Annotated in this window: 14 protein-coding genes, 2 pseudogenes and 1 riboswitch; of the genes and pseudogenes, 8 read left to right on the top strand and 8 right to left on the bottom strand. The window is 72.9% G+C overall.

The genetic code is table 11. The annotated features are described in order from the left end of the window. Together CCN33_RS05595 and CCN33_RS05590 are read right to left on the bottom strand one after the other, a co-directional pair. Positions 1 to 898: NAD(P)/FAD-dependent oxidoreductase (locus CCN33_RS05595; protein WP_425275827.1), on the bottom strand; the 898-nt coding region annotated here is incomplete at its 3' end. A 287-nt stretch (positions 899 to 1185) separates the two neighbouring features. Then, positions 1186 to 1536 carry an avidin-fold protein gene (locus CCN33_RS05590; RefSeq protein ID WP_031179936.1) on the bottom strand — a complete coding sequence of 117 codons (351 nt, stop codon included), beginning with the start codon at positions 1534 to 1536 and terminating at the stop codon, positions 1186 to 1188. 53 nt (positions 1537 to 1589) lie between these two features. Further along, positions 1590 to 1702: riboswitch (TPP riboswitch) on the top strand. Here CCN33_RS05590 and thiO point away from each other — a divergent pair. From thiO to CCN33_RS05565, 5 genes and pseudogenes are all read left to right on the top strand, one after another. Then, positions 1699 to 2883, top strand: coding sequence for a glycine oxidase ThiO (gene thiO, locus CCN33_RS05585; protein WP_086691727.1), 1185 nt, complete (start codon positions 1699 to 1701; stop codon positions 2881 to 2883). It overlaps the preceding riboswitch by 4 nt. Beyond that, positions 2880 to 3080 (top strand): sulfur carrier protein ThiS, encoded by a 201-nt coding sequence (gene thiS, locus CCN33_RS05580; RefSeq protein ID WP_030810212.1) that lies wholly within the window; start codon positions 2880 to 2882, stop codon positions 3078 to 3080. Before thiO ends, thiS begins: the two co-directional genes overlap by 4 nt. Positions 3081 to 3082: 2 nt before the next feature. Then, positions 3083 to 3874: pseudogene (locus tag CCN33_RS05575) on the top strand (thiazole synthase); the annotation flags it as partial. 91 nt (positions 3875 to 3965) lie between these two features. Next, complete coding sequence (gene pknB, locus CCN33_RS05570; RefSeq protein ID WP_086691723.1) at positions 3966 to 5894, top strand: Stk1 family PASTA domain-containing Ser/Thr kinase; 1929 nt, start codon at positions 3966 to 3968, stop codon at positions 5892 to 5894. Positions 5895 to 5951: 57 nt separating this feature from the next. Next, positions 5952 to 6854, top strand: coding sequence for a deoxyribonuclease IV (locus CCN33_RS05565; RefSeq protein ID WP_086691721.1), 903 nt, complete (start codon positions 5952 to 5954; stop codon positions 6852 to 6854). A 12-nt stretch (positions 6855 to 6866) separates the two neighbouring features. On the opposite strand, the gene CCN33_RS05560 is transcribed toward CCN33_RS05565, so the two are convergent. After that, positions 6867 to 7499 (bottom strand): sulfite oxidase-like oxidoreductase, encoded by a 633-nt coding sequence (locus CCN33_RS05560; RefSeq protein WP_086691719.1) that lies wholly within the window; start codon positions 7497 to 7499, stop codon positions 6867 to 6869. Positions 7500 to 7652: 153 nt separating this feature from the next. Between CCN33_RS05560 and bfr the strand changes: the two genes are divergently transcribed. Beyond that, complete coding sequence (gene bfr, locus CCN33_RS05555; protein ID WP_086691717.1) at positions 7653 to 8144, top strand: bacterioferritin; 492 nt, start codon at positions 7653 to 7655, stop codon at positions 8142 to 8144. 9 nt (positions 8145 to 8153) lie between these two features. Here bfr and CCN33_RS05550 read toward each other — a convergent pair whose 3' ends face one another. Both CCN33_RS05550 and CCN33_RS05545 read right to left on the bottom strand, forming a co-directional pair. Beyond that, positions 8154 to 8402 (bottom strand): (2Fe-2S)-binding protein, encoded by a 249-nt coding sequence (locus tag CCN33_RS05550; RefSeq protein ID WP_086691731.1) that lies wholly within the window; start codon positions 8400 to 8402, stop codon positions 8154 to 8156. Between the two features lie 154 nt (positions 8403 to 8556). Beyond that, the gene (locus tag CCN33_RS05545; RefSeq protein WP_030810233.1) at positions 8557 to 9912 is read right to left on the bottom strand and encodes a class II 3-deoxy-7-phosphoheptulonate synthase; all 1356 of its coding nucleotides are present in this window, start codon (positions 9910 to 9912) and stop codon (positions 8557 to 8559) included. A 122-nt stretch (positions 9913 to 10034) separates the two neighbouring features. Between CCN33_RS05545 and CCN33_RS33715 the strand changes: the two genes are divergently transcribed. After that, positions 10035 to 10091: a trp operon leader peptide gene (locus CCN33_RS33715; protein WP_350749699.1), complete on the top strand. Its 57-nt coding sequence runs from the start codon at positions 10035 to 10037 to the stop codon at positions 10089 to 10091. A gap of 130 nt (positions 10092 to 10221) precedes the next feature. Then, a complete protein-coding gene (locus CCN33_RS05540) occupies positions 10222 to 12093 on the top strand; it encodes an anthranilate synthase family protein (RefSeq protein ID WP_086691715.1) in 1872 nt (623 codons plus the stop codon). 6 nt (positions 12094 to 12099) lie between these two features. Here CCN33_RS05540 and CCN33_RS05535 read toward each other — a convergent pair whose 3' ends face one another. From CCN33_RS05535 to CCN33_RS05525, 3 genes and pseudogenes are all read right to left on the bottom strand, one after another. Next, a complete protein-coding gene (locus CCN33_RS05535) occupies positions 12100 to 13128 on the bottom strand; it encodes a 6-phosphofructokinase (RefSeq protein WP_086691713.1) in 1029 nt (342 codons plus the stop codon). An 88-nt stretch (positions 13129 to 13216) separates the two neighbouring features. After that, positions 13217 to 13891 carry a response regulator gene (locus tag CCN33_RS05530; protein ID WP_086691711.1) on the bottom strand — a complete coding sequence of 225 codons (675 nt, stop codon included), beginning with the start codon at positions 13889 to 13891 and terminating at the stop codon, positions 13217 to 13219. Next, positions 13888 to 14091, bottom strand: a pseudogene (locus CCN33_RS05525) (MacS family sensor histidine kinase); the annotation flags it as partial. The gene CCN33_RS05530 and the pseudogene CCN33_RS05525, both read right to left, overlap by 4 nt.

The raw sequence follows: 14091 nt of genomic DNA, 5'->3' as shown, positions 1-14091 counted from the left end.
GCCCCCGTACGGTCGCCGCCTCCTCGCCCAGGATGTCGGCGGCGACCGTACGGGGGCCCTGGAGGGCGTTGTCCCAGTGGTGGACGAGGAGCCGCTCGGCGTAGCGGGCCGAGGGGAAGGAGGTGCAGTCGCCGACCGCGTACACGTCCTCGGCGGAGGTGCGCAGCCGGTCGTCGGCCAGCACCTCGCCGTGCGGGCCGAGGGCGATGCCGGAGCCGGCCAGCCAGCCGGTGGCGGGGTGGGCGCCGATGCCGACCACGACGGCGCCGGAGGGCAGCCGGGCGCCGTCGTCCAGCACCACCGCGCCGGGCTCGACGGCCGCCACCCGGGCGCCGGTGCGCAGGGTGACGCCGGCGTCGGCGTACCAGGCGGTCATCGGGGCGGCGACCTCGGCGGGCAGGGCGCCGGCCAGCGGGCGGTCCGCGGCCTCGACGACGGTCACCGCGCAGCCCGCCTCGCGGGCGGCGGTGGCGAACTCGGCGCCGATCCAGCCCGCGCCGACCACGACCACGTCGTGCTGCGCGGCCAGCACCGGGCGCAGCCGCTCGGCGTCGTCCAGGGTGCGCAGCAGATGCACACCGGGCGCCTCGTCCGTGCCGGGCAGCCGGACGGGTTCGGCGCCGGTGGCGAGCACCAGCACGTCGTACGGGACGGGCCCGGCGGTGGTGTCCACAACGCGGTCGGCGGGGCGGACGCCGAGCGCCTCGCAACCGAGCCGGAGGTCGATGTCGAGCGAGGCGAAGTCCACGTCGAAGGCGGAGCCGTCGGCGGTGCCCAGCAGGATGGCCTTGGACAGCGGGGGCCGGTCGTACGGCTGGTGCGGTTCGGCGCCGACCAGGGTGACGGGCCCGGTGAAGCCCTGTTCGCGCAGGGCGACGGCGGTCTGCACCCCCGCCATCCCCGCCCCGACGACGACCACGCGCCGTTCCTGTGCCTGGCCCGCCGAAGATCTCTGCTCGCTCACATCGCCACCTTAGGGGGTGTCGTCTGGATCAGGTCGGCGGATGGATACGGCGCCTTCTGACCGACCCGAGCGGGGTCTGGTGCGTGCAGCTGCAAGGCGGAGGAGGGAGTCGACGCGATGGGGGTCCCCCCTGCTCGGAGAGCTTGGGGGAGTGCGTGCCAGACCCCGCGTCGTCGAACTGATCCAGACGACACCCCCTGAGTCACCTGACTCCCCGTCAGTCAGTGCGCGGCGGCACCGACCTCCTCCACCACGCTGGTGCCCGCGCCCGGCCCGGATTCCCACTCCCACTCCTCCTCCAGCCGGACCCGGCCGTCGGGCAGCTCGGTCACGGTGGAGACGCAGTGCCCGGAGGCGGTGGTGCCGTCGTGCCGGAGCTGGACGTAGCGGAAGTCCAGCCGGTCCCCGGCGCGGGTGCCGACGAGGTGGCCGCGTGCGATGTCCCCGCCCGCGTACTCGGCCCAGATCCGCCCCTCGCTCTCGTGGTAGGCGAACCGGGTCCCGGTGCCCACCTGGCCCGGTGCCTGGTCCGTCACGGGGGCGAGGGTGAGTCCGTCGAGCGAGCGGGGCATGGGCGAGGGCTCCCTTACGGGTGAACTGCGCGGGCGGCTAGGCTGACCACCGTAACTGCACTCGCGGGAGCCCGGACGCACCGGGCTGAGAGGGAGGCTGGCGGCCTCCGACCGTACGAACCTGATCCGGATCATGCCGGCGAAGGGAGGGGCGGGACGCCCATGCCGTCACGTACGTCCGAACGACCCGGTGTTCCGGACGTCCTCGTCGTCGGGGGTGGGATCATCGGCCTGGTCACCGCCTGGCGCGCGGCCGGGCGGGGGCTCACCGCCGCCGTGGTGGACCCCGGTCCCGGCGGCGGGGCCGCGCGGGTCGCGGCCGGGATGCTCGCCGCGGTCACCGAGCTGCACCACGGCGAGGAGGGGCTGCTCGCCCTCAATCTGGCCTCCGCGCGCCGCTATCCCGAGTTCGCCGCCGAACTGGCCGAGGCCACCGGTCACGACTTGGGCTACCGCCGCTCGGGCACGCTGGCCGTCGCCTTCGACACCGACGACCGCGCCCAGCTCCGCGAGGTGCACGAGCTGCAGCTCCGGTGCGGGCTGGACTCCCAGTGGCTGTCCGGGCGGGAGTGCCGACGGCTGGAACCGATGCTGGCGCCCGGTGTGCGGGGCGGGCTGCGGGCCGACGACGACCATCAGATCGACCCCCGGCGGCTGGCGGCCGCGCTGCTCGCCGCCTGCGAGCGGACCGGGGTGGCCTTCCACCGCACGTGGGCCGCACGGCTGGACACCGCCGGGGACCGGGCCACCGGCATCACCACGGGGAACGGCACCTCGCTGGCCGCCGGTCAGGTGGTGCTGGCTGGCGGCAGCCTCAGCGGGCGGCTTCAGGGCGTGCCCGAGGCGGTCGTACCGCCGGTGCGCCCGGTGAAGGGACAGGTGCTGCGGCTGACCGTGCCGCCGCGTTACCGGCCCTTCCTCAGCCGCACCGTGCGGGCCGTGGTGCGCGGCGGGCCGGTGTACCTGGTGCCGCGCGAGAACGGCGAGCTGGTGATCGGCGCGACCACCGAGGAGCTGGGGTACGACACCACGGTCACCGCGGGCGGGGTGTACGAGCTGCTGCGCGACGCCCATGAGCTGGTGCCCGGCATCACCGAGCTGCCGCTGACCGAGACCCTGGCCGGACTGCGCCCCGGCTCCCCCGACAACGCACCGCTGCTCGGCCCCTCGGGCCTCGACGGGCTGCTGCTGGCCACCGGGCACCACCGCAACGGCGTACTGCTCACCCCCGTCACCGGGGACGTCATGGCGGACGTGCTGTGCGGCGCGGGCCTGCCCGAGGTGGCCCGTCCCTTCTCGCCGCGCCGCTTCGCCGCCCCCTCCCCCACTCTGGAGCACTCCGCATGAACATCTCCGTCAACGGCGAGCGCCGCGAGGTGGCGCCCGGCACCGCCCTGGACGCCGTCGTACGCGTCCTCACCCCGGCGCCCTCCGGGGTGGCCGCCGCCGTCAACGAGACCGTGGTCCCGCGCACCCGGTGGGCCGAGACGGGTCTCGCCGAGGGCGACCGGGTCGAGGTTCTCACCGCCGTGCAGGGAGGCTGAACATGCCCACCGATCCCCTGGTCCTCGGCGACCTGGCCCTGGACTCCCGGCTGATCATGGGCACCGGCGGCGCCCCCAGTCTGGACGTGCTGGAGCGCTCGCTGGTCGCGTCCGGCACCGAGCTGACCACGGTGGCGATGCGCCGGGTCGACCCCGGCGCGCACGGCTCGGTGCTGTCGGTGCTGGAGAAGCTCGGCATCCGCGTCCTGCCCAACACCGCCGGCTGCTTCACCGCCGGAGAGGCGGTACTGACCGCCCGGCTGGCCCGCGAGGCGCTCGGCACCGACCTGGTGAAGCTGGAGGTGGTGGCCGACGAGCGGACGCTGCTGCCGGACCCGGTGGAGACGCTGGAGGCGGCCGAGACGCTGGTCGACGACGGCTTCACCGTGCTGCCGTACACCAACGACGACCCGGTGCTGGCCCGCAGGCTGCAGGACGTGGGGTGCGCGGCCGTGATGCCGCTGGGCTCCCCGATCGGCTCCGGGCTCGGCATCCGCAACCCGCACAACTTCGAGCTGATCGTGGAGCAGTCGTACGTCCCGGTGATCCTGGACGCCGGTGCCGGTACGGCCTCCGACGTGGCGCTGGCGATGGAGCTGGGGTGCGCCGGTGTGATGCTCGCCTCGGCCGTCACCCGCGCGCAGGACCCCGAGACGATGGCCTCCGCCATGCGGCACGCGGTGCACGCCGGGCACCTGGCGCGGCGGGCCGGACGCATCCCGCGCCGCCATTTCGCGCGGGCGTCCTCCCCCGCCGGGGGGCGCGCGGACCTCGACCCCGAGCGCCCGGCATTCACCTCGCGGAACGGTCACAGCTCTGCTGCAGCCGCTCACCCGGACGGCGCAGCGGGAGCCACCTCCGCGCACCCCTCGTAGACTCGCCCGCGTGGATATGACCCTCTCGGACCCCCTCCTCGGCCAGGTGCTCGACGGCCGCTATCGCGTCGAGGCGCGGATCGCCGTCGGCGGGATGGCGACCGTGTACCGGGCCCTGGACGTCCGGCTGGACCGGGTCCTGGCGCTCAAGGTGATGCATCCGGCGCTGGCCGCCGACGGCGCCTTCGTGGACCGCTTCATCCGCGAGGCCAAGTCGGTGGCCCGGCTGTCCCACCCCAATGTGGTGCAGGTCTTCGACCAGGGCACCGACGGGGGTTACGTCTATCTCGCGATGGAGTACGTCGCCGGGTGCACCCTGCGTGACGTACTGCGCGAGCGGGGCGCGCTGCGGCCGAGGGCGGCCCTGGACATAGTGGAGCCGGTGCTCGCCGCGCTGGGCGCCGCGCACCGGGCCGGGTTCGTGCACCGGGACATGAAGCCGGAGAACGTGCTGATCGGGGACGACGGCCGGGTCAAGGTCGCCGACTTCGGTCTGGTGCGGGCGGTCGACACGGTCACCAGCACCACCGGCTCGGTCCTGGGCACCGTCTCCTACCTGGCCCCGGAGCAGATCGAGCAGGGCACCGCCGACCCCCGCGTGGACGTGTACGCCTGCGGTGTCGTGCTCTACGAGATGCTGACCGGCGCCAAGCCGCACTCCGGGGACTCCCCCGCCCAGGTCATCTACAAGCACCTGAATGACGACGTGCCCCCGCCCTCGGCGCTGGCGCCGGGCCTGGCCCCCGAGCTGGACGGGCTGGTGGCCGCCGCCACCGCCCGCACCCCGGCCCTGCGTCCCGCGGACGCGGCCGCGCTGCTCGGCGAGGTGCTGCGGGTCCGCGGCACGCTCACCGAGGAACAGCTCGACGCACTGCCGCCGCAGGCCCTCTCCGGCGCCCACGACAACGCGGGCGACCGGACGAGCGTCCTGCCGCGGGCCATGACGGTCCGGCCGCTCCCGGTCGACGGGGACGGCGAGGACGGCCGCGACGTCACGAGCGTGCTGCACACGACCGACATCGAGCCCCCGCCCACCCGGCGAGGCGCCCGACGGTCCCGGCGCGGGCTGCTGACGCTGCTGGTCGCGGTGCTGGTCGTCCTCGGCGTGGGCGGCGGGGTCTGGTACATCAACTCGGGCCAGTTCACCAAGGTGCCGCCGGTGCTGTCGCGCACCCAGGAGCAGGCCGAGCAGCGGCTCAGGGCGGCCGGGCTCGAGGTGGGTGGTGTGAAGCGCGCCTACAGCGACACGGTGGACCGGGGCACGGTCATCAGCACCGACCCCTCGGCCGGGTCCCGCGTGCGGGGTCACGCCTCGGTGCGGCTCACGGTCTCGCTGGGCCCGCGTACCGTCCCGGTGCCCCGGCTGGCGGGGCAGCCGCTGGAGCGGGCGCGGGAGCGGCTTAAGGCGGCCGGTCTGGAGCCGGGCATGGTCACCCGCGAGTTCAGCGACGAGGCCGAGCGGGGCTCGGTGATCCGTACGACGCCGAAGGCGGGCACCGAGCGGCACGCCGGTTCGGCGATCGCGCTGGTCGTCAGCAAGGGCGCCCCCGTCGACATCCCGGACGTCAGCGGCGAGGACGCGGAGAGCGCGCGCCAGGACCTGACCGACGCCGGTCTCCAGGTGAGGATCGCCACCGAGCGCGTCAACTCCGACTACGACAAGGGCCAGGTCGTCTCCCAGTCGCCGGAACCCGGCGCGCAGGGTGCCGAGGGCGACACGGTGACGCTGACGCTGTCCAAGGGCCCCGAGATGGTGAAGGTGCCGGACGTGGTCGGCTCGAGCGTGGACGACGCCCACCAGCAGCTGGAGGCGGCCGGGTTCGAGGTGCGCGAGGACCGCGGGCTGCTGGGGCTGTTCGGCGACACCGTGAAGAAGCAGTCGGTGGCGGGCGGCGACAAGGCGCCCAAGGGCTCGGAGATCACGATCACCATCCGGTGACCGGTCTCACCACGGCCGCCGGTCCGGGCGCGTGGGACGGCGTGACACCCTGAACGGGTGACACTCCAGCCGTCCCCCGCAGCTCCCCTCACCGTCCCCGGTTCCCTTCGCAACCCCGTCGGCGCCCATGTGCCGGTGGCCGGCGGGCTGCACGCGACGGGACTTCCGTACGCCCGTGAGCTGGAGGCGGAGACCGTCCAGGTCTTCGTGGCCAACCCGCGCGGCTGGGCCACCCCGGCCGGCAACCCGGCCCAGGACGAGGCCTTCCGGGCGGCCTGCGCGGCGGAGTCGATACCGGCGTACGTGCACGCGCCCTATCTGATCAACTTCGGTTCGCACACCGAGGCGACGGTGGAGCGGTCGGTGGATTCGCTGCGGCACTCCCTGCGGCGCGGGCGGGACATCGGGGCGCTCGGCGTGGTGGTGCACACCGGCAGTGCGACCGGCGGGCGCCCGCGCGACGTGGCCCTGAAGCAGGTGCGCGAGCATCTGCTGCCGCTGCTGGACGAGCTGACCCACGACGACGACCCGTTCCTGCTGCTGGAGTCGACGGCCGGACAGGGTTCCTCGCTGTGCTCGCGGACCTGGGACTTCGGCCCGTACTTCGAGGCGCTGGACGCCCACCCCAAGCTCGGCGTCTGCCTCGACACCTGCCACATCTACGCCGCCGGGCACGACCTGACCGGCCCGGACGGGATGCGGCAGACCCTCGATCTGCTGGTGGAGACCGTGGGCGAGGGGCGGCTGAAGCTGATCCACGCCAACGACTCCAAGGACGTGGCCGGCGCGTACAAGGACCGCCACGAGAACATCGGCTCCGGACACATCGGCGCGGAGCCGTTCCGCGCGCTGATGGCTCATCCGGCCACGGCGGGCGTCCCGCTGGTCATCGAGACCCCCGGCGGCAAGGAGAGCCACGCGGCGGACGTGGCCCGGCTGAAGCGCCTCAGGGACGACTAGGGCCTCTCGGAGCTACAGCTCCGGACCGTCGCCCGGCTCCTCCTGGTAGGAGTAGCGCTGTTCCCTCCAGGGGTCGCCCACGTTGTGGTAACCGCGCTGCTCCCAGAAGCCCCGGCGGTCGGCGGTCATGTACTCCACGCCCCGGACCCACTTGGGGCCCTTCCAGGCGTACAGGTGCGGGACGACCAGGCGGGCCGGGAAGCCGTGCTCGGCGGTGAGGAGTTCGCCGTCCTTGTGGATGGCGAAGATGGTGCGCTCGTCGGCGAAGTCGGCCAGCCGGAGGTTGGCGCTGAAGCCGTACTCGGCCCACACCATGACATGGGTGACGTCGGGGGCGGGCGGCACCAGGTCGAGGATCGCGCGGGCGGGCACCCCGCCCCACTCCGCGCCGAGCATGCTGAACTTCGTCACGCAGTGCAGGTCGGCCACGACGGTGGCGTACGGCAGGGCGGTGAACTCCTCGTGGGTCCAGGACCGCTTCTCGCCGTCGGCGGTGGCGCCGAAGACCCGGAAGTCCCAGCGCTCGGGGCGGAACTTGGGTACCGGCCCGTAGTGCGTGACCGGCCAGCCGCGCTGGAGCCGCTGCCCCGGCGGAAGATCTGCCGCTGCCCCCGTTCCAGACGCGCGTTCCACCGGATGACCCATGTCTCCATCCTGACAGACCCGGCGGGGTGCATCGGACCAGCGCAGGGACATTTCCGGCATTACCCACTAAGTGTGCGCTTACTGGACGGTCCGGGGCTCCGGTGGGATCATGCGGCAGGATCTGCCAGGAATGTCCGGAAGGAGCCCACCCCGATGTCAGGCGACCCCGAGGTCATCGAGCTGCTCAACGAACAGCTCACCGCCGAGCTGACCGCGATCAACCAGTATTTCCTGCACGCCAAGCTGCAGGACCACAAGGGGTGGACGAAGCTCGCCCGGTACACCCGGGCGGAGTCCTTCGACGAGATGCGGCACGCGGAGTCCCTGACCGACCGCATCCTGATGCTGGACGGCCTGCCCAACTACCAGCGGCTCTTCCATGTCTCGGTCGGCCAGACGGTGACCGAGATGTTCCGGGCGGACCGGCAGATCGAGGTCGAGGCCATCGACCGGCTGCGCCGGGGCGTGGAGATCATGCGCGCCAAGGGTGACATCACCTCGGCCAACGTCTTCGAGGCGATCCTCGCCGACGAGGAGCTGCACATCGACTATCTGGAGACCCAGCTCGACCTGATCGAGAAGCTGGGCGAGTCGCTCTACCTGTCCACGGTGATCGAGCAGGTCCAGCCGGACACCGAGGGCTGAGCCGAACCCTCAGGCGGCGTCACCGAGGCGGCGTACGGGTGCCTCGGCGGCGGTGACGAGCACCGGCGGACGCTCGGCGATCTGCTCGCGGCGAGGGCAGGCACCCCGGCCCAGGAGGGCCTGGATGCGGCGGACGCAGCCACCGCAGTCGGTGCCGGCCTTGCAGGCGGAGGCGATCTGGCGCGGGGTGCAGGCGCCGTCCGCGGCGTGCTGCTTGACCTGCTGCTCGGTGATGCCGAAGCAACTGCAGACGAACACCAGGTTCACCTCCCGACGGGACCGCCGATCGTTGCCGTCGCCGGATCTCGGTGAGGCAAACCTAACCTAACCCAGAGGCCGGGGGGCGGTGAAGCGCGAGGGCGCGGATCTCGTGTGATCCGCGCCCCACTTCACGCTTGGCGCCGCCGCGGGCTCACTGGTCCCGGTACATCTCCGCGACCAGGAAGGCGAGGTCCAGCGACTGGCTGCGGTTGAGCCGGGGGTCGCAGGCCGTCTCGTAGCGCTGGTGCAGGTCGTCGACGAAGATCTCGTCACCGCCGCCCACGCACTCGGTCACGTCGTCGCCGGTCAGCTCGACGTGGATGCCGCCGGGGTGGGTGCCCAGGCCCTTGTGGACCTCGAAGAAGCCCTTGACCTCGTCCAGCACGTCGTCGAAACGCCGGGTCTTGTGCCCGGAGGCCGCCTCGAAGGTGTTGCCGTGCATCGGGTCGGTCACCCAGGCCACCGTGGCACCGGACGCCGTGACCTTCTCCACCAGCTCGGGCAGCCGGTCGCGGATCTTGTCGGCGCCCATGCGGACGATGAACGTCAGCCGGCCCGGCTCCCGGTCGGGGTCGAGACGGTCGATGTAGCGCAGCGCGTCCTCGGCCGTGGTGGTCGGGCCGAGCTTGATGCCGATCGGGTTGCGGATCTTGGACGCGAACTCGATGTGCGCGCCGTCCATCTGCCGGGTGCGCTCACCGATCCACACCATGTGCCCGGAGACGTCGTACAGCTTGCCGGTGCGGGAGTCCACGCGGGTCAGCGCCGACTCGTAGTCCAGCAGCAGCGCCTCGTGCGAGGAGTAGAACTCGACGGTCTTGAACTCCTCCGGCTCCGCGCCGCAGGCCCGCATGAAGTTCAGCGCCTGGTCGATCTCGCGGGCGAGCTGCTCGTAACGCTGGCCGGAGGGCGAGGACTTCACGAAGTCCTGGTTCCAGGCGTGCACCTGGCGCAGGTCGGCGTAGCCACCCGTGGTGAAGGCGCGGACCAGGTTCAGCGTGGAGGCGGAGGCGTGGTACATCCGCTTCAGCCGCTCGGGGTCCGGGTAGCGGCTCTTCTCGGTGAAGTCGAAGCCGTTGACGGAGTCGCCCCGGTACACCGGGAGGGTCACGCCGTCACGGGTCTCGGTGGGCTTGGAGCGCGGCTTGGAGTACTGACCCGCGATCCGGCCGACCTTGACCACCGGGACGGACGCGGCGTACGTCAGCACGGCGCCCATCTGGAGGATCGTCTTGACCTTGGCCCGGATGTGCTCGGCGCCCACCGCGTCGAAGGACTCGGCGCAGTCGCCGCCCTGGAGCAGGAACGCCTCCCCCTTGGCGACGGCCGCCAGGCGGGCGCGCAACTGGTCGCACTCGCCCGCGAAGACGAGGGGCGGATAGGTCGACAGCTCAGCGATCACTTCGCGCAGAGCCTCGGTATCCGGGTATTCGGGCTGCTGCGCCGCGGGCAGGTCTCGCCAGGTCGCCTCGGCGGCCACGGCTCGGGAATCAGCGTTCACGGTCACCCTCCCCACATTACGGGGTCACGACCGGTGCTCCCGGCCCCGCTCGAAAGGTGAGACGGGGTGACTGGTCCGTGGACGCCCTTCCCCGCGCCGGGCCGGGCCGATGCGGTAGGGTCGGCGCCATGTTCGCGCAGCAGATCCAGAACTGGTGGTGGACCGCTCTTCCGGCGGCCCACTGATTCGCGCGCACTACCGAGACTTACGCGAAGGCCGCCCGAGGGGCGGCCTTCGGTGTTTCCCGGGGTCCGTTCCACGAACGGCGTCCGTCGTCCCGCTTTCCGGACCGCCCGACGCACGCAAGAGGACCCCATGAACCAGCCCGACCTGGCCCGTCTCGCCGACGGCGACCGGCCCTTCGCCCTGCTGCACCGCCGCGCCCCCGGCCGCGACACCTCCTCGGTGGAGGTGCTGCTCGGCCCGGTCACCGCCCACGAGGAGCTGGCCGAGCTGCCCGACGAGGGCCTCGCGCTGATCCCGTTCCGGCAGATCCGCGAGCGCGGTTTCGACGTCCGCGACGACGGCACCCCGCTGCTGGTGCTCCACCCCGAGGAGTCGTACGAGGTCCCGCTCGCCACCGCGCTGGAGACCCTGCCCGCCCATCCGGTGCGGGTCGAGGACGGCGGGTTCGACGTGCCGGACGACGAGTACGGGGAGATCGTCGGCCGGGTGCTGCGCGAGGAGATCGGGCGGGGTGAGGGCGCCAACTTCGTGATCCGGCGGACCTACCGGGGCGAGATCCCCGGCTTCTCCCGCGCCGACGCGCTCGCGCTGTTCCGGCGGCTGCTGGCGGGCGAGCGGGGCGCGTACTGGACGTTCGTGGTGCACACCGGGGACCGAACGCTGGTCGGGGCGAGTCCCGAGGTCCATGTGCGGATGTCCGGCGGCACGGTGGTGATGAACCCGATCAGCGGGACGTACCGCTATCCCGCCGGGGGCCCGACCCCGGAGCACCTGCTGGAGTTCCTCGGCGACGCCAAGGAGACCGAGGAGCTGTCCATGGTGGTCGACGAGGAGCTGAAGATGATGTGCACCGTCGGCGACCGGGGCGGGGTGGTGATCGGGCCCCGGCTCAAGGAGATGGCCCACCTCGCGCACACCGAGTACGAGCTGCGCGGCAAGACCTCGCTGGACGTCCGGGACGTGCTGCGCGAGACCATGTTCGCCGCGACCGTCACCGGCTCGCCGGTCCAGAACGCCTGCCGGGTCGTCGAGCGGTACGAGCCCACCGGACGCGGTTACTACGCGGGTGCGCTGGCCCTGCTCGGCCGGGACGCCGGGGGCGCCCGCACCCTGGACTCCCCCATCCTGATCCGTACCGCCGACATCGCCGCCGACGGCCGGCTGAGCGTGCCGGTGGGCGCGACCCTGGTGCGCGGCTCGGACCCGGCCGGCGAGGTGGCCGAGACCCACGCGAAGGCGGCGGGCGTGCTGGCCGCGCTCGGGGTACGGCCCGCCCGGCCGCGCACCGAGCGGGAGCGGCCCCGGCTGGCGGACGACCCGCGGGTGCGGGCCGCACTCGACGGGCGCCGCTCGGCGCTGGCGCCCTTCTGGCTGCGGATGCGGGAGCCGGCCGCCCCGCTGGGCGCGCACGCGCTGGTGGTCGACGGCGAGGACACCTTCACCGCGATGCTGGCCCACGTCCTGCGTTCGGGCGGCCTGGAGGTGACCGTACGGCGCTTCGACGAACCGGGGCTCGCGGAGGTGGTGGGGGCGCACGAGGGTCCGGTGGTGCTGGGGCCCGGCCCCGGTGACCCCTCGGACGCGGCCGACCCGAAGATGCGGCGGCTGCGCGAGCTGACGGCCACCGTGCTGCGCGAGCACCGGCACGGGGTGCTCGGGGTGTGCCTGGGGCACGAGCTGATCGCGGCGGAGCTGGGGCTCGACATCGTCCGCAAGCGGGTGCCGTACCAGGGGGCGCAGACGGTGATCGACCTGTTCGGGCGGGCGGAGACGGTCGGCTTCTACAACAGCTTCACGGCCCGCTGCGACGACGAGACCGCGCGTGAACTCGCCGCGCACGGCGTGGAGGTAAGCCGTACGCCGGACGGCGAGGTGCACGCGCTGCGCGCCGGCCGGTTCGCGTCGGTGCAGTTCCACCCGGAGTCGGTGCTGACCGTCAACGGTGCCGATCTGCTGCGGGAGTTGGTCTCCGGGCTGTTGACTGCGCGCACCGGCTCGTAGTGGGGGTCAGCCGAAGAACACCCCGGCCTCCGCGTACAGCTCCGGGTCGACCGTCTTCAGCCGGGCGGTCGCCTCGGAGATCGGGATGCGCTCGATGCGGGTGCCCCGGAGGGCGACCATCTTGCCGAAGTCGCCGTCGCGGACGCAGTCGATGGCGTGCAGCCCGAAGCGGGTGGCGAGCCAGCGGTCGAAGGCGCTCGGGGTGCCGCCGCGCTGGACGTGCCCGAGCACGGTGGTGCGGGCCTCCTTGCCGGTGCGCCGCTCGATCTGCTTGGCCAGCCACTCCCCCACCCCGGACAGCCGGACGTGCCCGAAGGAGTCGTGCGACTCGTCCTTGAGCACCAGCTCGCCGTCGCTCGGCATCGCCCCCTCGGCGACGACCACGATCGGGGCGTACGCCGCCTCGAAGCGGGAGGTGATCCAGCCGCACACCTCGTCCAGGTCGAAGCGGTGCTCGGGGATGAGGATGACGTTGGCGCCCCCGGCGAGCCCGGAGTGCAGCGCGATCCAGCCCGCGTGCCGGCCCATCACCTCGCAGACCAGCACCCGCATGTGGGACTCGGCGGTGGTGTGCAGCCGGTCGATGGCCTCGGTGGCGATGTTGACGGCGGTGTCGAAGCCGAAGGTGTAGTCGGTGCCGGAGAGGTCGTTGTCGATGGTCTTGGGCACGCCCACACAGTGCAAGCCGTGCTCCTCGTACAGGGTGGCGGCGACGCCGAGGGTGTCCTCGCCGCCGATGGCGATCAGGGCGTCGATCTCCTGCTCGGCGAGGTGCTCCCGGACCCGGCGCACCCCGTCCTCGGCCTGGAGCGGGTTGGTGCGCGAGGAGCCGAGGATGGTGCCGCCGCGCGGGAGGATGCCCCGCACGGCGGGGATGTCGAGCGGGACGGTCCGGCCTTCGAGGGGGCCGCGCCAGCCGTCCCGGAAGCCGGTGAAGTCGTAGCCGTACTCCTGGACCCCCTTGCGGACTATGGCCCGGATGACGGCGTTCAGGCCCGGGCAGTCGCCGCCCCCGGTCAGCACTCCCACGCGCATGGTCCGTCCCTTCGCCGCGATGACCGACTCAGCCACGGTAATGGTGATACAGGTCACACAACGAGGTGGGAAGGGCGAAACCGGTGAATCAGTCGTCGTCCAGGCCCCGCTCGATCGCGTACCGCACCAGTTCCACCCGGTTGTGCAGCTGGAGCTTGCCCAGGGTGTTCTGGACGTGGTTCTGGACCGTGCGGTGCGAGATGACCAGGCGTTCCGCGATCTGCTTATAGCTCAGGCCCTTGGCGACCAGGCGGAGCACCTCGGTCTCCCGCTCGGTGAGCCGGGGCGCGCCCGGCGCTCCCGCATCCGGAGCCGGCGCGGGCTCGGCGGCCAGCCGCCGGTACTCGCCGAGGACCAGCCCGGCGAGGCCGGGGGTGAACACCGGGTCGCCGACGGCGGTACGGCGCACCGCGTCCAGCAGTTCGCCGGTCGACGCCGACTTCAGCAGATAGCCGGTGGCGCCCGACTTCACGGCCTCCAGCACGTCGGCGTGCTCGCCGCTGGCGGAGAGCACCAGCACGCGGAGGGCCGGGTTGTGGGCGATGAGTTCCTTGCAGACCTGCACACCGGGCTTGGCGGGCAGGTTGAGGTCGAGCACCAGCACGTCGGGGGCGGCGGCCTTGGCCCGGCGCACCGCCTGCTCGCCGTCGCCCGCGGTGGCGACGACACGCAGCCCGGACTCGGCCAGGTCGCGGGCGACCGCGTCGCGCCACATGGGGTGGTCGTCGACCACCATCACCTTGATCGGGTCCTGCTCGGTCATCGCCGTTCCGCCTTCCCCCGCGCCGCCTCGGCGCTCTTCGGTACCTTCAGCTCGACCTCGGTGCCCTGGCCGGGCACGGAGATCACCTCGGCGCTGCCGCCGAGGTCGCGCAGCCGTCCCCGGATCGACTGGGCCACCCCGAGCCTGCCCTCGCCCTCGGCCAGCGCGAGCCGGCCCTCGGGGATGCCGGGGCCGTCGTC

Origin of the sequence: Streptomyces recifensis (genome assembly GCF_002154615.1) — a bacterium.
In the GTDB taxonomy this organism is placed as follows: domain Bacteria; phylum Actinomycetota; class Actinomycetes; order Streptomycetales; family Streptomycetaceae; genus Streptomyces; species Streptomyces griseoluteus.
The sequence above is the reverse complement of the archived record's forward strand: the minus strand, read 5'-3'. Positions and strand labels throughout refer to the sequence as shown.

Excerpts from the sequence above, each read along its gene's own strand:
- CCN33_RS05590 (WP_031179936.1), bottom strand. The coding sequence starts at position 1,536 with ATGCCCCGCTCGCTCGACGGACTCACCCTCGCCCCCGTGACGGACCAG.
- thiO (WP_086691727.1), top strand. The coding sequence starts at position 1,699 with ATGCCGTCACGTACGTCCGAACGACCCGGTGTTCCGGACGTCCTCGTC.
- thiS (WP_030810212.1), top strand. The coding sequence starts at position 2,880 with ATGAACATCTCCGTCAACGGCGAGCGCCGCGAGGTGGCGCCCGGCACC.
- CCN33_RS05560 (WP_086691719.1), bottom strand. The coding sequence starts at position 7,499 with ATGGGTCATCCGGTGGAACGCGCGTCTGGAACGGGGGCAGCGGCAGAT.
- bfr (WP_086691717.1), top strand. The coding sequence starts at position 7,653 with ATGTCAGGCGACCCCGAGGTCATCGAGCTGCTCAACGAACAGCTCACC.
- CCN33_RS05540 (WP_086691715.1), top strand. The coding sequence starts at position 10,222 with ATGAACCAGCCCGACCTGGCCCGTCTCGCCGACGGCGACCGGCCCTTC.
- CCN33_RS05535 (WP_086691713.1), bottom strand. The coding sequence starts at position 13,128 with ATGCGCGTGGGAGTGCTGACCGGGGGCGGCGACTGCCCGGGCCTGAAC.
- CCN33_RS05530 (WP_086691711.1), bottom strand. The coding sequence starts at position 13,891 with ATGACCGAGCAGGACCCGATCAAGGTGATGGTGGTCGACGACCACCCC.